Source organism: Pedobacter riviphilus, from assembly GCF_014692875.1.
Taxonomy (GTDB): domain Bacteria; phylum Bacteroidota; class Bacteroidia; order Sphingobacteriales; family Sphingobacteriaceae; genus Pedobacter; species Pedobacter riviphilus.
Window position 1 is genome coordinate 2,184,958 of the sequence record NZ_CP061171.1, and the last position, 19,622, is coordinate 2,204,579.

17 protein-coding genes are annotated in these 19,622 nt (G+C 37.8%); 9 read left to right on the forward strand and 8 right to left on the reverse strand.

What is annotated here, in order from left to right; translation table 11 throughout:
* Positions 1-24: 24 nt before the first annotated feature.
* The 5 genes from H9N25_RS08865 to H9N25_RS08885 form a co-directional block, all read right to left on the reverse strand.
* On the reverse strand, positions 25-1,140 hold the full coding sequence (locus H9N25_RS08865; protein ID WP_190328644.1) for a DUF3667 domain-containing protein: 1,116 nt from the start codon (positions 1,138-1,140) through the stop codon (positions 25-27).
* Between the two features lie 14 nt (positions 1,141-1,154).
* The gene (locus tag H9N25_RS08870; protein ID WP_190328645.1) at positions 1,155-2,534 is read right to left on the reverse strand and encodes a nucleoside permease; all 1,380 of its coding nucleotides are present in this window, start codon (positions 2,532-2,534) and stop codon (positions 1,155-1,157) included.
* Positions 2,535-2,719: 185 nt separating this feature from the next.
* Positions 2,720-3,334, reverse strand: coding sequence for a bifunctional nuclease family protein (locus tag H9N25_RS08875; protein ID WP_029275168.1), 615 nt, complete (start codon positions 3,332-3,334; stop codon positions 2,720-2,722).
* A 51-nt stretch (positions 3,335-3,385) separates the two neighbouring features.
* On the reverse strand, positions 3,386-4,354 hold the full coding sequence (locus H9N25_RS08880) for an electron transfer flavoprotein subunit alpha/FixB family protein (RefSeq protein WP_167294360.1): 969 nt from the start codon (positions 4,352-4,354) through the stop codon (positions 3,386-3,388).
* A 61-nt stretch (positions 4,355-4,415) separates the two neighbouring features.
* Positions 4,416-5,153, reverse strand: a complete 738-nt coding sequence (locus tag H9N25_RS08885; protein ID WP_167294361.1) for an electron transfer flavoprotein subunit beta/FixA family protein — start codon at positions 5,151-5,153, stop codon at positions 4,416-4,418.
* A gap of 131 nt (positions 5,154-5,284) precedes the next feature.
* On the opposite strand from H9N25_RS08885, the gene H9N25_RS08890 reads away from it, so the two are divergent.
* The 3 genes from H9N25_RS08890 to H9N25_RS08900 all read left to right on the forward strand — a co-directional run bounded on the left by H9N25_RS08890 (position 5,285) and on the right by H9N25_RS08900 (position 7,581).
* Positions 5,285-5,620, forward strand: a complete 336-nt coding sequence (locus H9N25_RS08890) for a tetratricopeptide repeat protein (protein WP_167294362.1) — start codon at positions 5,285-5,287, stop codon at positions 5,618-5,620.
* Between the two features lie 35 nt (positions 5,621-5,655).
* Complete coding sequence (gene chrA / locus H9N25_RS08895) at positions 5,656-6,873, forward strand: chromate efflux transporter (protein WP_167294363.1); 1,218 nt, start codon at positions 5,656-5,658, stop codon at positions 6,871-6,873.
* A 90-nt stretch (positions 6,874-6,963) separates the two neighbouring features.
* Positions 6,964-7,581 carry a porin family protein gene (locus tag H9N25_RS08900; protein WP_190328646.1) on the forward strand — a complete coding sequence of 206 codons (618 nt, stop codon included), beginning with the start codon at positions 6,964-6,966 and terminating at the stop codon, positions 7,579-7,581.
* 59 nt (positions 7,582-7,640) lie between these two features.
* Here H9N25_RS08900 and dnaB read toward each other — a convergent pair whose 3' ends face one another.
* Positions 7,641-9,203 carry a replicative DNA helicase gene (gene dnaB, locus H9N25_RS08905; RefSeq protein WP_167294365.1) on the reverse strand — a complete coding sequence of 521 codons (1,563 nt, stop codon included), beginning with the start codon at positions 9,201-9,203 and terminating at the stop codon, positions 7,641-7,643.
* Positions 9,204-9,403: 200 nt separating this feature from the next.
* Here dnaB and rlmB point away from each other — a divergent pair, with 200 nt between their 5' ends.
* Positions 9,404-10,171 carry a 23S rRNA (guanosine(2251)-2'-O)-methyltransferase RlmB gene (gene rlmB / locus H9N25_RS08910; protein WP_167294366.1) on the forward strand — a complete coding sequence of 256 codons (768 nt, stop codon included), beginning with the start codon at positions 9,404-9,406 and terminating at the stop codon, positions 10,169-10,171.
* Positions 10,172-10,334: 163 nt separating this feature from the next.
* Here the strand turns inward: rlmB and H9N25_RS08915 are convergent, their stop codons facing one another.
* Both H9N25_RS08915 and H9N25_RS08920 read right to left on the reverse strand, forming a co-directional pair.
* The gene (locus tag H9N25_RS08915; RefSeq protein WP_167294367.1) at positions 10,335-11,426 is read right to left on the reverse strand and encodes a mannose-1-phosphate guanylyltransferase; all 1,092 of its coding nucleotides are present in this window, start codon (positions 11,424-11,426) and stop codon (positions 10,335-10,337) included.
* A gap of 15 nt (positions 11,427-11,441) precedes the next feature.
* A complete protein-coding gene (locus H9N25_RS08920) occupies positions 11,442-12,410 on the reverse strand; it encodes a KpsF/GutQ family sugar-phosphate isomerase (protein ID WP_167294368.1) in 969 nt (322 codons plus the stop codon).
* A 91-nt stretch (positions 12,411-12,501) separates the two neighbouring features.
* On the opposite strand from H9N25_RS08920, the gene recQ reads away from it, so the two are divergent.
* The 5 genes from recQ (at position 12,502) to H9N25_RS08945 (ending at position 19,538) form a co-directional block, all read left to right on the forward strand.
* A complete protein-coding gene (recQ, locus tag H9N25_RS08925) occupies positions 12,502-14,691 on the forward strand; it encodes a DNA helicase RecQ (protein WP_167295535.1) in 2,190 nt (729 codons plus the stop codon).
* An 83-nt stretch (positions 14,692-14,774) separates the two neighbouring features.
* Entirely contained in the window at positions 14,775-15,587 is an 813-nt protein-coding gene (gene kdsA / locus H9N25_RS08930; RefSeq protein ID WP_190328647.1) for a 3-deoxy-8-phosphooctulonate synthase, read from the forward strand.
* A 221-nt stretch (positions 15,588-15,808) separates the two neighbouring features.
* Positions 15,809-16,432 (forward strand): (2Fe-2S)-binding protein, encoded by a 624-nt coding sequence (locus tag H9N25_RS08935; protein WP_190328648.1) that lies wholly within the window; start codon positions 15,809-15,811, stop codon positions 16,430-16,432.
* Positions 16,429-17,412: an FAD binding domain-containing protein gene (locus tag H9N25_RS08940; protein ID WP_190328649.1), complete on the forward strand. Its 984-nt coding sequence runs from the start codon at positions 16,429-16,431 to the stop codon at positions 17,410-17,412. The genes H9N25_RS08935 and H9N25_RS08940 overlap by 4 nt, the downstream gene beginning before the upstream one ends.
* Positions 17,413-17,414: 2 nt before the next feature.
* Positions 17,415-19,538, forward strand: coding sequence for a xanthine dehydrogenase family protein molybdopterin-binding subunit (locus H9N25_RS08945; RefSeq protein WP_190328650.1), 2,124 nt, complete (start codon positions 17,415-17,417; stop codon positions 19,536-19,538).
* Positions 19,539-19,622 lie beyond the last annotated feature (84 nt).

Sequence of the window (19,622 nt, forward strand, 5' to 3'; positions counted from 1 at the left end):
GATTTTTTTTGTGCTCTTCTTTATTTAAACGGCTATGTAGTAGATTAGATTCATCATAACAGCTTCGGTGATGAAAAGTGATACCGCGTAAAGTATAAAAATCATAAACATTTTGCCGATAACTTTTTCCCTTTGGTAAAAGATCTTAAGTGCATTAAACATGTACCAACAGATCCAGGCAATAACTGCAAGTGAAATAATATTCTTCATTATGCCTTTGCCACCAAAAATATATTTTACCAGCGGCTGTGTAAAAATTTGCACCACAAAATAAGCTGTCATACCGTGAATAGTAAAAATCAGGTGATCTAGATAATAAATATGATTTTTCCTAAAATTCCACATAATAAACAAAGCCAGTAAAGGCATCAGTAAAAAATACTGTTTGGGTCTGTTATGCTCTAAAGTATCCTGTATTACTTCTGATTTTTCTCCAATTGTAATCGAACGCTTCTTAACCAATCTTTCGTACCAGCTGTCTTTTTCGGTTATTGGTAGTGTCTTTTGTCTTGCCAGGTAAGCTTCATAGGTACTATCATTTCTATTGTTATGGATCTTACTAAATCCATCAATGATATCAGTTAACGAATCGGAGCTTTTCGCTTTATTCATTTTCTTTAAATCTGCCAAAACTATACGCTGCTCATTAAAGCTTAGATTTTTAAACTCCTCCTTATCCATCTCTTCTTCAAAACCTTTTTTAGCTTTATTCAGTATATTTGGTGCCTTATCCGCTATCCCAATTTTATTTAAAACATTTTGCGCACTGTCTAGTGCTGCTTTCTGTTCAACTTTCGAAACCGCATGCTCTTTTTTCTTTGATTTATGTTCAGGAGAATAAGCCACTAAAAAATAAACAATGGAAACAAAGATGTACATGCTTACCGGATTAATGTACCTGGCTCTTTTACCAGCTAAATAATCGAGTGTAACTTTTCCGGGCTTTGTTAAAAGAGGAGTGAGGGTTTGAAAGAATTTATTGTCGAAATGAAAGTAATGTGCAATACTGTGACTGATAAAAGCCCAGAAACTTTCTTTTAATTCTAAATTTGGCTGACCGCAATCGCTACAATAATGTTTCTCAACATGAGCGCCACAGTTTAAACAATTGTGTTCTTTTCTATACTTACCGGCTGACATGGGATAAATGGAAATTATAAATGATTAATGGCTTCTACTTCTGCTCGTGTATGTTTGTGTTTAAATATCACAACAAAAACGATTGCAATAACAAGTACATAAATGGTAAAGGTTAACCAGATGTTATGCCAGTCTTTTACATCAAGCGCCCTGCTCAGATCTCCATTAGGCAATACATCAATTCCTTTATTTTTAAGGAATTTAAGCAGGTGTATATTATCTTCCTCACTTTTAACGTATTTGGAGAGCGAACCAATAGTATGGTAGTAAGTGGTAAAGAAATGGCTAATCATCCAGCCAGAAACCAAACTGCCAAACACGGCACCAAAGCCATTGGTCATCATCATAAATAGACCTTGTGCCGAAGAACGGATTTTTGGCGTAGTTGATGTTTCTACAAACAGCGATCCCGATATGTTAAAGAAATCGAATGCCATGCCATAAACAATGCATGAAGTGATGATCATCCATAGGTTGGTTGATGGATCGCCATAAGCGAATAAACCAAAACGCAACACCCAGGCGAACATCGCAATTGCGATTACCCATTTAATTCCAAATCTTTTCAAAAAGAAGGGAATAGCCAGGATAAAAAGCGTTTCTGATACCTGCGAAATGGATAAAATAATGGTAGAATATTTAATTACGAATGACTCTGCAAAAACAGGAAATAATTTAAATTCATCTAAAAAAACATCGCCATAAGCATTCGTTAGCTGTAAGGCTGCACCTAAAAACATCGAGAAAATAAAAAACAAAGCCATTTTGTAATCGGCAAAAAGCTTAAAAGATTCGAGTCCGAGCTTTTGTGCAAATGTTTTCTTATCGCTTATTAAGTTTAATGGCTTACAAGCGGGCAGCGTAAAAGAGTATACCCCCAATAACAACGCACTTATTCCTGCAATATAGAACTGGTTGGCACTGGCTTTATTACCTGTTAAATTGGTAATCCACATGGCAGCAATAAAGCCAATAGTACCCCACACCCTAATGGGAGGGAAGTCTTTTATTACATCGAAATTGCCGTTCTTTAAAGTAGTATAACTAATAGAATTGCTTAGTGCTATTGTTGGCATGTAAAAGCACATGGCTACCAGCATTACCCAAAAAAAACTATGCGGACTTTCTACTTGAGGTAAATAAAACATAGTGGCTGCATAAAGGATATGTAAGATAGCGTAAAGCTTCTCTGCATTGATCCATTTATCGGCAATGATACCTGTAATGGTTGGCATAAATAATGATGCAATGCCCATTGTAGAGAAAATTATCCCAAAATCTGCGCCATCCCATTGTTTGGTTCCGAACCAATAATTTGCAATTGTAATTAACCACGCAGCCCATACAAAGAATTGCATGAAACTCATTATAGTTAAGCGAAACTTAACGTTCATAATAATAGTTTAGTTTGAGTTATTGAAAGTAAAAGCTGAATATAGAACTATTTTGAATGATAATCCAAAATGAGCCCAAATTATTTTAAACAATTTGGGTCATCTTAGAATTTAGCTTTTTATTTAGAGATTTTTAGCAAAAATCTGAAGGAATTTTGATTGGATGAATATTTTTTAAAGAAAAATTAAGAGGTTCCACGTTTGTTTAGTTCGTCTCTTAACCGTGCTGCCTTTTCATAAGCCTCTTCAGCAATTGCTTCCTGTAATTTTTGTTGAAGTTCTTCTAAGGTAAGATCGCCAAAACCTTGTTGCTGGGTTGAGGTAGGCAAGCTATCTGCTTCAGGTTCTTTTGCAATAGAATCCATGTTTTCGAGGAAAAGAAAATCGTTCCCTTCTATCACAATACCTGCAGAAGCCAAAATAAATTCGTAAGTATAAATCATCGCATTAAACCGGACGGCTAAAGCAATAGCATCTGATGTTCTGGCATCAACTTCATGTGTATTTTTACCATCACTACAGATCAACTTAGCATAAAACACACCGTCAACCAGATTGTATATAATAATTTCCTGAATATTGATATGAAAAGTATCAGCCATTGATTTGAATAAATCATGTGTTAATGGCCTACTAGGAGTCATTTTCTCAATTTCTATCGCAATGGCCTGTGCCTCAAATGCACCAATAATAATCGGTAGGCGGCGGCGTCCATTTACTTCTCCTAAAACAAGGGCATAAGCACCAGATTGAGTCTGGCTGTAAGATAAACCTACAATATCTAATTTAACTTTTTTCATATTTATGATAAGACCTTATAAGTTTTAAAAACCTATAAGGTCTATAAGATATTATCCCTTATGTGCTTTTAATGCTTCAATTAATTTGGGTACAACCTCAAAAGCGTCGCCAACAATACCATAATCGGCCACTTTAAAGAAAGGAGCTTCTGGATCTTTGTTGATTACAACAATCACTTTTGACGAACTCACACCCGCTAAATGCTGAATAGCCCCAGAAATACCGATAGCAATATAAAGGTTAGGGCTAATCGCAATACCAGTTTGACCAACGTGTTCTGAATGTGGTCTCCAGTCTGCATCCGATACCGGTTTAGAACAGGCTGTAGCAGCCCCCAACAAACCAGCTAATTCTTCGATCATTCCCCAGTTTTCTGGTCCTTTTAAACCCCTGCCAGCAGAAACTACCAATTCTGCATCAGGCAACGAAACTTTATCAGTTGCCCTAACAATTTCTTTAATAACGGTTCCTAAATCTGATTGTTTAATATCTGCAGCAAAGGTTTCTATTGCAACATCTGTAGCATTTTCTTTAACACCAAATGCATTCGGATTTAAGGCGATTACTTTATTAGCAGATGTTAACTCTGTAATAGCAAACGCTTTACCTGAAAAGGCAGTTTTTTTAACCGAAAATTTACCATCAGTACTCGGTAATTCTACTGCGCCATCAGCTAAACCAGCTTTAAGTTTTACTGCAATACGCGGTGCTAAACCTTTACCAGAAAAAGAGTTAGACAAAACTATAATATTGGCACCTTCTTTTTCTGCTGCTGCAGCAATAACACTCGCATAAGCCTGATTTACAAAGGTTTTTAATTGGTCGGCATTTACATTTAATACCTTTGATGCACCGTATTTACCTAATTCTTTTAATTCACTGTCGGCAACATCGCCAATAGAAATTGCGGTTAAATTAGTTGATTGTTGATCGGCAATGGCTTTGGCATAAGATACGGCTTCAAATACAGATTTCTTAAATTTCCCCTCAGCTTGTTCTACATATACTAATACTGACATATATTTATTTCTTTATCCTTAACAGGATGGTGTAAACGATTTGATTTATTATGACTTAAAACTAGATTACTTTAGCTTCACTATGAAGTAAGCCAATTAACGATTCTGTTTGATCAGCTGGAATTAACTTAACCGTTCCGCGAGGAGCAGGAGTTTCATATTTGGTTACCTTGGTTAGCTCTTCTACAGCAACTGCATCTACCACCGTTAATGGTTTAGTTCTAGCGCTCATGATACCGCGCATATTCGGGATTTTGGGTTCTGCTACACCTTCAGCACAACTTGCAATAAACTTACCAGAAACGGTTAGAACTTCTTTACCACCTTCAATTTCTCGTTCAATTGTCGCTGTATCGCCATCAATAGTTAATTTTTTGATGATAGATACTGAAGGGATATCTAAAAATTCGCCAACCATAGCAGCCACCTGGTTACCGTTGTAATCGATAGACTCGCGACCAGTTAAAATAATATTGAAATCTTTGTCTTTCGCATATTCTGCAATCTGTTTTGCTACAAAATAAGCATCTCTTGGTGCCGCATTAATCCTAATTGCATCATCTGCACCAATTGCAAGCGCTTTTCTGATGGTTGGATCGTTACCCGCTTCGCCAACATTGATCACAGTTACTGTTCCTTTTCCGCCTTCAGTTAATTCAATTGCACGTGATAAAGCAATTTCATCGTATGGATTAACAATATATTGCACTCCCGACGTATTGAATTCGGTATTATCATTAGTAAAAGTTATTTTTGTCGTTGTGTCTGGCACGTTACTGATACAAACTAATATTTTCATATGTTAATAGTGGTTTTTATTACTATGAACGATCTGGAACTAAAATTGTTTAGCTGTTGATCGGTTCATATATGATATCATTATTATATAAGGTCTTTCTGCAAATTTAATTAAAAAAGCAAGGAATTAAAATGTCATCCACCCGATTAAGCAAGTTATTAGAATTTTTAGAAAGCGATCCTAACGATCCATTTATACTATATGCCTTAGCCACAGAGTATAATGCGCAAAATGATAAAGAAAAGGCCTATTCTTTTTACCTTCAGTTAACTGATAAACACCCTGATTATGTAGGTACTTACTATCATTTAGGCAAGTTATTCGAAAAAGACGATCAAAAAGAAAAGGCTATCGCTATTTATCAGAAAGGTATGGAAGTTGCTCGCAACAAAAGAGACATGCATGCTTTTTCTGAATTACAGGGCGCATATAATACCGCAGCGGGATTAGATTATGAAGACGACTAGGTCAGTTTTTAGTTAACAGTTATCAGTTTAAATTAATGCAAAACAAACCTATCGCTGCAAAAAAACAGTGGTTATTTATTAGAAACGTAATCTTTTTTACATTTACTTCATTTGGAGGTGCACAGGCACACCTTGCACTGTTGCTTAAATACTTTGTTCAGAGCACTAAATTTATTTCTGAGGAAGAACTTTTAGAATTAAATGCACTGGCGCAGGTACTCCCTGGACCAGCATCTACACAAACCCTGGTTGGGATAGCCTGGAAAGTTGGAAAGCTTAAACTGGCCATTATTACTTTCCTGATCTGGATATTACCCACAGCCACCATAATGACCTTTGCAGCAATTAGTTATGCTTTGCTCGATCAAAAACAAAAGTTTAACGATATTTTAGAATATATCCAGCCAATTGCACTAGGTATTGTAGCTTATGGCGCATGGAAACTTGGTAAAAAGGTTTTATCCTCACAGGTTTCCATATTCCTGGCTACCGCTTCGGTTATTGCTACATTGGTTTTAAGAAATGCTTATGTATTTCCATTATCAATATTGATTGGCGGAATGATCTCTTCGGCCATCGAAACACCAAAAGAGGAAACAGAGTTAAGGGTTAAACTTTTTTCAAATATCAATCCTCGAAAACTGATCTACTTTTTAGGTGCTTTGCTCTTGTTCGCATTGGTAGGTGCAATTATAAACCGAACTTCGCCTTTTAGCTTGCCCATTCGCTTACTCGAAAACTTTTACCGTAATGGAATATTGGTTTTTGGAGGAGGGCAGGTGCTTGTTCCTTTAATGTTTACCGAATTTGTAGAGATGAAACATTATCTGCCTTCATCAGGGTTTTTATCTGGCTTTGCACTCCAGCAAGCTTTACCTGGTCCAACATTTTCTTTTACCAGCTATTTGGGTGCACTAAGCATGAAGAATTTTGGATACGGATTATGGGGCCAAATTTTAGGCGGATTGATCGGAGTAATTGGCATTAACTTACCTGGACTAATCCTCGTTTTATTTATTGTACCGTTTTGGGATGACTTAAAAAAAATCTCCAGAATCCGTCATAGTCTTTCCGGAATCAATGCTGTTAGCGTTGGATTTATTATTGCTGCTTTTGTGCTTCTTTTAATACCAATGGGCTTTAACTGGATATTTTTTGGGATTATGATCGCTACATTTCTACTGCTTAACTTCACAAAAATAAGTCCACCGATTATCGTATTGGCAGGTATTCTTATCGGATACATTTTTTAATCCCTCATACTATTTTCAAATCGGTTGTTGATTTTTCAATAACTTGCTTTTTAGTTTTATCTTCGCCAAAATTTAAAATCAGATAAAATTATGAAGAAACTATTAACGCTTTTATTATGCGCCGGCTTAGGCGTGACCAGCCAGGCACAAGAAAAAAACAGTCTTGAATTAGGAATTCATGTTGGCTATAATCTGGCCACCGTATCAACAAGTAACCAAACGAACAGCAACTACAGAAATGGCTTTAACGTTGCAGCTGTTGGAGATTATTTCTTTTCAGACAGATGGAGTATAAAAGCAAAGATCGGGTATGATCAAAAAGGCTGGGACAGTGGTTATTTAACCAATTTGGATAATGGGCAAAGTTTTACTACTGATTACCATATCAATTACCTCACCATTCCGGTAATGGCGAACTGGCATTTTGGTAAGAAAAGAAACTGGTATTTAAACTTTGGTCCGTATTTTGGCATTTTATTGAATGCAAGCGAAACAAAATTTAATACCGACTTAAAGAATTTTATCCACAACAGGGATATCGGCATAGATTTAGGCATTGGCGTTAAATTACCAGTGGCCAATAAAGTAAAGGTATTGTTAGAACTTGATGGACAATCAGGTCTTACTGACGTATTTAAACAAAATCAAGGTTATCAGATTAGAACAGTAAGATCAGGCATTAATGCAGGTTTGCTTTTTAGCTTATAATATTAAAAATAAAAATGCCCCAAATATAAAATTGGGGGCATTTTTATGATCGAATTATTTTAAAACGGTGGATCGTCATCATTATAATCGTCCATTTTTGAGGGACGGATAATTACGTTGCTCTGTTTTTCAAAATCCTGTGATGGATACATTCCAGCTGAAGGATCGGCAGCGAATGAATTCGGCGGAGCATTAAAATCATCTTCCAGATCCTGGAATTTCACAAACTTACCTACGAATTTAAGCGGAACAATTCCGGTTTCACCGTTACGGTGTTTTGCAATAATCACCTCGCCAATACCAGCCTGCGATCTTCCTTGCTCATCTTCGGTAATACCATAATATTCAGGACGATACAAAAACAAAACCATATCCGCATCCTGCTCAATTGAACCAGATTCACGTAAATCGGATAACATAGGACGTTTTCCCTGTAAACCTGGCCTGCTCTCTACTGCACGACTTAACTGTGATAAAGCCAGCACAGGTACATCTAGTTCTTTTGCAACAGATTTTAGCGCCCTCGAAATACTACCAATTTCCTGCTCGCGGTTGCCACCACCTTTTCCTTCGCCTTTACCATGCATTAACTGCAAGTAATCGACAATTACCAATTGAATATCGTATTGTGATTTTAATCTTCGGCATTTTGCCCTGAACTCGAAAATATTTAGTGCAGGTGTATCATCAATTAATAGGGGAGCTTCGGTTAAGCGGCCAATTTTGCTGTGTAACTGCTGCCATTCCCATTCCTGTAAATTTCCTTTTCTGATTTTTTCCTGCTCAATTTCTGCTTCTCCGGAAATTAAACGATTAACCAGCTGAACTGACGACATCTCTAGCGAGAATACTACTGTTGGTTTTGCAAAATCGACTGTGGCATTTCTCGCGCAGGTTAGCACGAAAGCCGTTTTACCCATCGCCGGACGTGCAGCAATAATTACTAAATCTTGCTTTTGCCAACCACCAGTTATTCTGTCTAATCCTGTAAAACCTGTTGGCACACCTGTTAAACCATCGGTTTTAGTACGAAGTTCTTCGAGCGTAGCTAATGATTGCTTGATAATATCGTCCATTTTCTGTGTATCTCTACGCAGGTTATTTTGGGCGATTTCAAAAAGTCCCTTTTCAGCCTGATCTAAAAGATCGAAAATATCTGTAGTATCTTCGTAGGCATTTGTAATGATTTCGGTAGAGATTCTGATCAGTTCACGCTGAATGTATTTCTGAGAAATAATACGGGCATGAAACTCAATATTTGCTGCAGAAGCAACACGGTTAGTTAAGCTCGTAATATAATATGCACCGCCAACTATTTCTAGAGAACCTAAAGTCCGCAATTCGGCAGTTACAGTTAAAATATCAACCGGCCGAGATTTTTGAAATAAAATATGAATCGCTTCAAAAATTTTCTGATGGGCAATGTTATAAAAAACCTCTGGTTTTAAAACATCAATTACAGCAGAAAGTGCATCTTTTTCGAGCATTAACGCTCCAAGAACTGCTTCCTCAAGATCCAACGCCTGAGGAGGGATTTTCCCTTGTGAACTTATGGTATTACTTAACCTGCTTTTTCTAGCAGTCATACTGTTCTTTCCGCCTTGTTCATTATCGATACTCATTCAACAAAAGTAATTAAATTTTGATGTGGTTGCTCGAATTAGTTACTAGCTGTTTGTTAACAAATTGAAGCATAATCAGATTAAATTTTATTGGATTTATGATGCCGTAAAAATTTTTAAACAATTAAATGTTAATAAGGCGTACATTGTTTAAGGCGAAAACATTTTATTTGAATACTTTTGCCTAACAATTTAAAAACATGGATAATTTTAGAAGACCGCAACGCGCAAAAGAGAATAATGAGTTTGTATTCGGCATCAGGGCCGTAATAGAAGCCATTAAAGCAGGAAGAGACATTGAAACCATTTACCAGCAACGCGGTCTGGGCGGCGATCTTTTTTTAGAATTAAAAGCCCTACTAAAAGATACTTTGATTCCCTTAAACTCGGTTCCGATTGAAAAGCTGAACCGCATGTCGCAGAAAAACCATCAGGGTGTAATTGCTGTAATATCTCCAATTACCTATCAGAATATTGAAGATATTATCCCTGCTGTTTTCGAAAAGGGCGAAGTTCCATTAATTTTGGTATTAGATAGCGTGACTGATGTGCGTAATATGGGCGCAATTGCACGTACGGCGGCTTGTGTAGGCGTTCATGCTATTGTTGTTCCGTTAAAAAATGCAGCGCAGATCAATGCAGATGCCATTAAAACATCAGCAGGTGCATTATTCAGCATTCCGATTTGCCGACATGCCAATCTCCACAAAACCTGCTTATTTCTACAGGAAAGTGGCCTTCAGATTGTAGCCTGTACCGAAAAAACCAACGATTTTATTTATGCGCCAGATTATACCATGCCCACAGCAATTGTAATGGGCTCAGAAGATGAAGGAATTTCTAACGATCTTTTAAGGGTGGCCGATCATTTAGCTAAAATACCAATGGCTGGAAAAATCGAATCGTTAAATGTTTCGGTAGCTGCCGGGGTAATTTTATACGAAGCAGTTAGACAGAGAACGGTTTAGAGCGGAAAAGGGAAGATGGGTAATAGAATTTAGATTTGCAGCTCCATCTCGCCGAGACTCGTTATCCTGAACTTGTTTCAGGATCTATAAAACGAACTTAATGTAGATAATGTAAAATGGATAATGAGAAATTATACTACATCATCCATTTTACATCATACCTTTATATAAACTTGTTTCCAAATCTGGATTTAACCTCCGCAACAAACTCTTTAACCCTTTGCTCTTCGTTTCTTGGGCAAATCATGAGCATATTATTGTTTTCAACTACAATGTAATCATGCAGCCCTTGTAAAACAACCAGTTTATCTTTTGGAACATTTACCATACAGTTCGATGAGTCGAACATCAATACCTGCTCTGAGGGAATAACGGCATTACCTACATAATCTTTCTCAGCCATTTCATAAATTGAGGCCCAGGTTCCTAAGTCAGACCAACCGAAATCAGACGGTAACACATAAACATTCTCTGCTTTTTCCATAATACCAAAATCGATTGAAATATTGGTACATTGAAAATAGGCATTATTGATAAATTCTTTTTCGCCAGCTTTGTTCAATTCAGACCTTCCAATATTAAATATTTCGTACATGTCTGGCAGGTGTTTTTCGAAAGCGCTTAAAATCGCTTTTGCCGACCAAATAAATATTCCGGCATTCCATAAGAAATCGCCGCTCTGCAAAAATGATTTTGCCAATTCTAAATTTGGCTTTTCGGTAAAAGTTTTAACTTTATGCAGATCGGTATCTGTGTTGAGCACATAATCTGTATGCTGAATATAACCATAGCCTGTATCAGGGCGGTTTGGTTTAATACCCAAAGTGATCAAACAATCATTTTTTGATGCAGCGGCTAAAGATTGCTCAATAGATGCTACAAATCCATCAATATTGGCAATGGTATGATCAGAAGGTGCAACTACAATCGTTGCATTAGGATTTAACTCAGCTATTTTTAAACTTCCATAAGCAATACAGGGTGCTGTATTTCTCATTAAAGGTTCAGCCAAAATCTGATTATCTGTTAATAGTGGTAATTGCTCTTTAATTAAATCTGAATAAATTTCGTTGGTAACGATAAATATATTTTCAGGAGGACAGATATTTAGAAATCTTTCGTAAGTGCTTTGAATCAGGGTTTTTCCAACACCGAAAAAATCGATAAACTGTTTTGGATACTCCGTTCTGCTTACTGGCCAAAAGCGACTTCCGACGCCACCGGCCATAATTAATGCATAATAGTCTTTATTCATTTTATAAATTAAAAATTACACGATACCTTCATTTAAAAGATCATGTAAATGGATCATGCCAAAGTAAGTATTTTGTTCCAATACTAACAACTGCGTTATATTGTTTTGTTTAATAATATCTAAGGCATCAACGGCTAAAGCATCAAATTGTACGCTCTTTGGTGTTCTGCCCATGATATCTTCAGCTTTTAAGTTTGCAATAGAATTGTTATTTTCTAACATCCGCCGAATATCACCATCAGTAATGATGCCTAGTACCTTATCGTCGTTATCCACAACAGCAACAGCACCTAAACGGTTTTTACTAATTTCTATCAGCACATCTTTAACTGAGGCAGATGGATGTATAGCCGGTTTTTCGTTAGATAGAGCAAGATCGCGGGCTTTTAAATATAATTTTTTGCCTAACGATCCTCCTGGATGATACTTTGCAAAATCTGATTCATTAAAATCTCTACATTCTAATAAACAAATAGCTAAGGCATCGCCTAATGCTAACTGCGCCGTTGTACTGGTAGTAGGCGCCAAATTGTGTGGACAAGCTTCTTTTTCGAAAGAAGTGTTCAAAATCAGATCAGCCTGCTCCGCTAAAAAAGAATTCAGCTCACCAACCATTCCAATTAGAAGATTGCCAGATGTTTTTAACAAAGGGGTAAGCACCTTTATTTCTGGCGTATTTCCACTTTTAGAAAGGCAGATTACAATATCGTCTACCTGTATCATGCCCAGATCGCCATGAATAGCATCTGCAGCATGCATAAAAATAGCAGGTGTACCAGTTGAATTAAAAGTAGCCACCATTTTTTGTGCAATGATTGCACTCTTTCCTATACCCGTAACAATTACCCGTCCTTTGCCATGTAAAATGCTTGATACGACTTTTTCAAAATCGTTGTTAATATTCTTGGCAACATTTAATATTGCTGCTGCTTCAAGCTCTAATGTGCTTACAGCTGATTGGATTATTGATTTTTTACTTTTCAAAGAGAAAATAATTGTTTGTTAATACTTGAAATTCTTGTAAAATTATGTTATTTTGGATACAAAAATAGCATCGCATATTTTATTACACAAAATGGACGTGAAAAAGTCGTTATTTGATAACCTACAAAATTTCTTCGGGTTTGATAATTTCAAGGGTGATCAGGAGTCGATCATTACCAATATTTTAGAGGGCAATAACACGTTTGTTATTATGCCTACAGGCGGAGGGAAGTCTATTTGCTATCAGTTACCTGCTTTAATGAGCGAAGGAACAGCAATTGTGATCTCTCCACTAATCGCATTGATGAAAAACCAGGTAGACCAATTAAGGGCTTTTGGTGGAAATGACAGTATTGCTCATTTTCTTAATTCATCCTTAAACAAATCTGAAATTACTCAAGTTAAATCTGACCTCTTAAGCGGGCAGACTAAATTATTGTATGTTGCGCCCGAATCTCTGGCAAAGCAGGATAATATTGAATTTTTAAATCTGATTAAAATTTCTTTCGTTGCCGTTGATGAAGCACATTGTATCTCTGAATGGGGACACGATTTCAGGCCAGAATACCGTAAGATTAAACAGGTTATTGCAGGATTGGGGAATAACATTCCAATTATTGCACTAACCGCAACTGCCACACCAAAAGTGCAACAGGATATTATGAAGAATCTTGGTATGACGGAAGCAACGTTATTCAAATCATCATTTAATAGGCCGAACCTATTTTACGAGATCCGCCCTAAAAGAGACATTACCAAAGAGATTATTAAATACATCAAGTCTAATCCAGGTAAATCAGGTATTATCTATTGCCTTAGCCGTAAAAAAGTAGAGGAAGTTGCCGAAGCCCTGAACCTCAACGGAATCAGCGCTTTGCCTTATCATGCCGGTTTAGATCCAAAGGTTAGGGCTGAAACGCAGGATAAATTTTTGATGGAAGATGCGGAGGTGATCGTTGCAACCATCGCCTTTGGGATGGGCATCGACAAACCCGATGTCCGCTTTGTTATTCACCATGATGTGCCTAAAAGTATGGAGGGTTACTACCAGGAAACTGGCAGGGCCGGACGTGATGGTGGCGAAGGTGTATGCATTGCTTTCTACTCCCAAAAAGATGTAGATAAGCTGGCCAAGTTTATGAAAGATAAACCGGTTTCTGAAAGAGAAATTGGTACACAGATATTAAAGGAGGTGATTGATTATGCCGAATCTGGCGTTTGCCGCCGTAAGCAGATTCTTCACTATTTCGGCGAAAACTTTAACGAAACAGGCTGTAACTGCATGTGTGATAACTGCAAAAAACCTAAAAAACAGTTTGATGCCGAAAGTCAGTTATCTACCTTATTAAAGTTTATTGAGAAATCTGGAGAGAAATTCGACGATGCACATTTACTAAACGTTTTCTTAGGCTTAGAAACAGCGCAAACCATTGCCTACGAACATAGTAAGGTTCCAGAATTTGGGATTGGTAAAGAGGAAGGTGAGTTGGTGTGGAAATCGATTATCCGCCAGGCTGTTTTAAATAATTACCTTTTTAAGGATATTGATAATTATGGCTTATTAAAGCTAACTAAGCAAGGAAGAGATTTTATTGTTAATCCTTATAGCCTTAAATTTATACTAAATGAACCCATAGAGAACGGTGCTGATGACGATGATGATGATGTAAAACAAGGCACAGGTGCTTTAGACACCCATCTTTTATCATTGCTTAAAGAACTACGTAAAAAAATTGCAAAGCAGAAAAGCGTTCCGCCATTCGTAGTTTTCCAGGATCCATCTTTAGAGGAAATGTGTACCCATTATCCGATCACAATGGAAGAGCTTCGTCAGATTTCTGGTGTAGGCTCGGGTAAAGCAATGAAATTCGGGACACCTTTTATCGAATTGATCAAAAAGTATGTCGAGGATAACGATATCGAACGTCCTATTGATTTGATTATTAAAACTCAGGCCAATAAGTCGCAGATGAAAGTTTCGATCATTCAAAATATCGATAGACAGATTGGTTTGGAAGATATTGCCGATTCGAAAGGCATTACTTATGAAGAAATTCTGAAAGAAGTAGAATCGATTGTAAATTCTGGTACTAAACTTAACCTGAATTATTTCATTGATGAAGTGATTGATGATGATAGACAGGATGAAGTTTTTGATTATTTCAGAGCAGCCGAAAGTGATTCTATAGATGAAGCGCTTAATGAACTCGGCGAAACCGACTATACCCGTGAAGAAATTCAATTGATGCGGATTAAATTCATGTCAGAACTAGGAAATTAAAAACCAGATTTGAGATATGAGACGTTGGATTTGAGACAAACTCATATCCAACGTCTCATATCTTCATATCTCACATCTCAAAAATGATAAACTACTTAGATAAATTAAAAAATACAGATTCAGGAAATTTCTTTTTAATGGCTGGTCCATGTGCCATTGAAGGCGAGGATATTGCCATGAGAATTGCCGAAAAGATTATTACGATTACCGATAAACTACAGATTCCATATATATTTAAAGGTTCGTACCGGAAAGCTAATAGAAGCAAAGGAAGTTCTTTTACCGGCATTGGCGATGAAAAAGCTTTACGTATTTTAGAAAGGATTGGCAGAGAATTCGGTGTACCAACTGTTACCGATATCCATGAAAGTGCTGAGGCTGCAATGGCTGCCGCATATGTAGATGTGCTGCAAATTCCTGCATTTTTATGCCGCCAAACAGATTTGTTAATTGCTGCAGCAAAAACCGGAAAAGTAGTTAACGTTAAAAAAGGGCAATTCCTTTCTGCAGGTTCAATGAAATTTGCTGTAGAAAAAGTAAGAGAAGCTGGTAACAATAAAGTAATCTTAACTGATAGAGGCAATACATTCGGTTATCAGGATTTGATTGTTGATTATCGTGGATTACCGGAGATGCAGAGTTTTGGAGTACCTGTAGTGATGGATTGTACACATTCATTACAACAACCCAATCAAAGCAGTGGGGTAACAGGGGGTAAACCAGAACTGATTTCAACCATTGCCAAAGCGGCGATTGCAGTTGGTGCAGATGGTTTATTTATCGAAACACATCCTGATCCTGCAAATGCAAAATCGGACGGTGCCAATATGCTACATTTAGACCTATTAGAAGAAACCTTAACAAAACTGATCCGGATAAGACAGGCGATATTATAATATATAAGATCGAAACAATACCTGAAGTAATTGGGTTTTATATTTATTGATGTTAGCTCCTAGGTGTAACTTTTCCTTTACTTACCAGTTTTAAGGAGGCTAGCCTTGGTTTTTTTATATTAAATTTAGAGATGGAAATACCTGGAAGCCTAGCGTAGTTATATCAAAGAATTTATAAAAAAGGCGAACCTGGGCGCACATCCATATATAAATGTCCAACTATGAAATCTTCTGATCAGAAACCAAATCAAGGCGATAGCAGGCGCGATTTCCTCAAAAAAAGCTCAGTAATTACTGCCATTGCATTAACGCCTGGTGTTGCAGTTAAAGCAGCTGAAAGCAATGCGGATGAACGTTTTGCCGAACTTTTTGAGAAAATCCCCTTAAAACTTACGATAAACAACAAAGCTTATCAAACAACAGTAGAGCCGAGGGTAACACTTTTAGATTATCTGCGTGAAGAATTACACTTAACAGGTACTAAAAAAGGATGTGACCATGGCCAATGCGGCGCCTGTACCGTTCATGTTGACGGGCAAAGGATAAATTCTTGCCTCAGTTTGGCGGTAATGAATGAAGGAAAGAAAATCACTACGATTGAAGGTTTGGCGGATGGTAATACTTTACATCCCATGCAGGCTGCATTCGTTAAGCACGATGGTTTTCAGTGCGGTTATTGTACGCCCGGTCAGATCATGTCGGCTGTAGCTTGTGTGCGCGAAGGCCATGCCAACTCAAGAGATGAGATAAGTGAATATATGAGTGGAAACATTTGTAGATGTGGCGCTTACCCTAATATAGTTGATGCAATTATTGAAGTGAAGGAAGGAGGTCAAATCATATGATCAACTTTCAATATCTAAGAACCACCACAGCCAAATCAGCAATTGCTTTATTGGCAAAAGATAAAAACGCAAAATTCCTTGCAGGTGGTACAAACTTAATTGATCTGATGAAAAGAGGGGTTACTGCACCTGAAAAACTCATCGATATCAATCACGTTCCACTAAAACAGATCGAGCAGATTGGGAATAAAATCCATATTGGTGCCTTGACTTCCAATTCTGCAGTTGCAGATCATCCTCTGATTAAAGAAAAACTACCACTCCTTTCATGGGCTTTGCAGGCAGGGGCATCAGCGCAGCTAAGAAATGTAGCCACTGTTGGCGGTAACATGATGCAGCGTACACGCTGTGGGTATTTTTACGATATCGAAATGCCTTGTAATAAACGCCAACCAGGAACAGGGTGTGGTGCCATGGAAGGTTTTAACCGGATGCATGCTATTTTCGGAACTTCAGAGAAATGTATTGCCGTTCATCCCAGCGATATGTGTGTAGCTCTTGTTGCTTTAGATGCTGAAGTGGTATTGGCTCATGCCAAAGGGGAACGTAAAATATCATTTAAAGATTTTCATCGCTTAGCAGGAGATACCCCTCAGTTAGACAATAATTTAAAGGTTGATGAAATGATTATTCGTTTAGAAATCCCTATAAATAACCTGACTAAAAATTACCATTATCTTAAAGTTAGAGATAGGGCTTCTTATGCTTTCGCGCTCGTATCGGTAGCAGCGGCATTTGAGATCGTCAATAATAAAATTATTGATGTTCGATTAGCGATGGGTGGAGTAGCACATAAACCCTGGCGTTTAACTGCAGCTGAGAATTTTCTAAAAGGAAAAGAAGCCATCTTAACCAATTTTGAGCAGGCCGCGCAATTGGCCATGAAGGATGCAAAAGGCTTTGGAGGAAATGACTTCAAACTAAAACTGGCACCCAATACGATTATTGAAGCATTAAATCTTGCAAAATCAAAAGCCTAGTTATGGAAAAGCGCATGTTAAAAGACGATAATGATCGTGTAGATGGAATCTTAAAGGTTACCGGTCAGGCTAAATATTTCGCTGAATATGAATTACCTGGCTTAACTTATGGTGTTTTGGTAACCAGTACTATTACCAAAGGTAGAATTACTGCACTAAATACTAAAGATGCAGAAAAAGCTCCAGGAGTAATTGCTGTGATTTCGCACCTGAATAAGCCATCGGCTGCTGCTTACGAGCAGGAGGGTGGTCCACAGATGAAGATTTTTTACACCGACAGGATTTTTTATAACGGACAGCCAATAGCAATTGTGGTAGCCAACACTTTTGAAAGAGCAACTTATGCCGCCTCATTGGTTAAGGCCACTTACACTAAAGAAGAATTTAATACCGATTTTGAAAAAGCGCTAAAAGATCCTAAGGCTAAAAAGCTGCAGGGGCAGGCTGATTATAAACGCGGTGAGGAAAATGCTTATAAAAATGCAGAAGTAAAGCTCGAAGAAAGATACTTTCTACCGATTGAAACACATAACCCTATGGAACTTCATGGGATTATTGCCGATTGGCGATCAAATAACCAACTCACCGTTTACGCCAAAACACAAGGGGTAAAAGCTACTCAAGGTACTATTGCAAATGTTTTTAAAATTCCGATGGAAAATATCCAGGTGAATTCGGAGTTTGTTGGAGGTGGTTTTGGCATGGCATTACGCACGTGGCCGCTTGAAATTGCAACGGTGATGGCTTCTAAACACATTGGTAGACCTGTAAAAGTGGTTATTACGCGGATGCAGATGTTTACCATGGTAGGAAATCGTCCGGCAGCGATACAAACTATTGGTTTGGGCGCAAATAAAGATGGTAAATTAACAGGTATTACGCATAGGGCTTATGGCGAAACTTCAACTTATGAGAACTTTACCGAAGGCGTGGTTAACATGGCGAAGTTTATGTATCAATGCGATAACGTAAATACTTCTTACGCGATTGTACCTGTTGACCTTGGTGTACCCATATGGATGCGCGGACCAGGTGAAGCAACCGGAGCTTTTGCGCTCGAAAGTGCAATAGATGAGATGGCGCATGCTTTAGATATGGATCCATTGGATTTTAGAATCAAAAATGATCCTGAAACCGATCAGCAGAAAAATAAACCATTTTCGAGCAAGAATATTAAAGAAGCCTATAGAATCGGGGCGGAGAAAATAGGATGGAACAACCGGAAAAATAAACCAGGCAGTTTGGTAGAAGGACCATGGCAAACAGGTTATGGAGTGAGTGTTGGCGTGTTTAACGCCAATAGAGGTAAGGCCAGCGTGAAAGGTACTTTAAAGGCTGACGGGTCGCTGCTTTTACAAAGTGCAACCAGCGATATTGGCCCCGGAACAGGAACTGGTATGACTTTAATTGCCAATAAATTAATGAAGATCCCTGTAAATAAAATTACATTTGAGCTTGGCGATTCTTCTTTGCCACCAGCACCAAGTCAGGGTGGTTCGGCTACATTATCTACGGTAGGCTCGGCCGTAAACGACGTTTGTGTAGCGTTAAAATCTGCAATTGCAGAGCTGGCCGCAAATTCAAATATGGATGCAACGGCTAATTTTGTTGATGTTTTAAAAAAGAACAATCTTCCACAAATAGAAATAACCAAAGAGAGCCAGAGCGGTAAGGAAAAAGATAACTACTCCATGTACTCTTTCTCCATCCATTTTGTACAGGTAAAGGTTCATTCACTAACAGGTGTAGTAAAAGTGAGTAAAATTGTTTCTGTGGGCGATTCTGGCACCATTGTAAGTCCGAAAACAGCCCGAAGCCAGATGCTGGGTGGTGCTGTTGGCGGTATAGGAATGGCTTTAACCGAAGAATCAATAATCGATCACCGCTATGGAAGATACATAAATAACAACTTTGCCGACTACCACGTTCCGGTAAATGCCGATGTACCGGAGATCGATGTTAATTTCATTAATAAACCTGATCCCTACATTAATCCAATGGGAGCAAAAGGCATGGGCGAAATTGCCTTAATCGGTTTTTCCGCGGCTGTAGCCAATGCCGTTTTTAATGCTACTGGAAAAAGAATCAGGACATTACCGATTACACCGGCTAAAATATTGGCATAATCATTCGTTGAATAATACCCATAACAAAAAATGCGTCCCAATTTTAAAATGGGACGCATTTTTATTTGTTTAAACTTCGCTCGG

Coding starts and splice junctions, on each gene's coding strand:
- H9N25_RS08900 (WP_190328646.1), top strand. CDS start 6,964: ATGAAGAAACTATTAACGCTTTTATTATGCGCCGGCTTAGGCGTGACC.
- H9N25_RS08865 (WP_190328644.1), bottom strand. CDS start 1,140: ATGTCAGCCGGTAAGTATAGAAAAGAACACAATTGTTTAAACTGTGGC.
- H9N25_RS08885 (WP_167294361.1), bottom strand. CDS start 5,153: ATGAAAATATTAGTTTGTATCAGTAACGTGCCAGACACAACGACAAAA.
- rlmB (WP_167294366.1), top strand. CDS start 9,404: ATGGATAATTTTAGAAGACCGCAACGCGCAAAAGAGAATAATGAGTTT.
- H9N25_RS08935 (WP_190328648.1), top strand. CDS start 15,809: ATGAAATCTTCTGATCAGAAACCAAATCAAGGCGATAGCAGGCGCGAT.
- recQ (WP_167295535.1), top strand. CDS start 12,502: ATGGACGTGAAAAAGTCGTTATTTGATAACCTACAAAATTTCTTCGGG.
- H9N25_RS08875 (WP_029275168.1), bottom strand. CDS start 3,334: ATGAAAAAAGTTAAATTAGATATTGTAGGTTTATCTTACAGCCAGACT.
- H9N25_RS08945 (WP_190328650.1), top strand. CDS start 17,415: ATGGAAAAGCGCATGTTAAAAGACGATAATGATCGTGTAGATGGAATC.
- H9N25_RS08940 (WP_190328649.1), top strand. CDS start 16,429: ATGATCAACTTTCAATATCTAAGAACCACCACAGCCAAATCAGCAATT.
- chrA (WP_167294363.1), top strand. CDS start 5,656: ATGCAAAACAAACCTATCGCTGCAAAAAAACAGTGGTTATTTATTAGA.
- dnaB (WP_167294365.1), bottom strand. CDS start 9,203: ATGAGTATCGATAATGAACAAGGCGGAAAGAACAGTATGACTGCTAGA.
- H9N25_RS08870 (WP_190328645.1), bottom strand. CDS start 2,534: ATGAACGTTAAGTTTCGCTTAACTATAATGAGTTTCATGCAATTCTTT.
- H9N25_RS08915 (WP_167294367.1), bottom strand. CDS start 11,426: ATGAATAAAGACTATTATGCATTAATTATGGCCGGTGGCGTCGGAAGT.
- H9N25_RS08890 (WP_167294362.1), top strand. CDS start 5,285: ATGTCATCCACCCGATTAAGCAAGTTATTAGAATTTTTAGAAAGCGAT.
- kdsA (WP_190328647.1), top strand. CDS start 14,775: ATGATAAACTACTTAGATAAATTAAAAAATACAGATTCAGGAAATTTC.
- H9N25_RS08880 (WP_167294360.1), bottom strand. CDS start 4,354: ATGTCAGTATTAGTATATGTAGAACAAGCTGAGGGGAAATTTAAGAAA.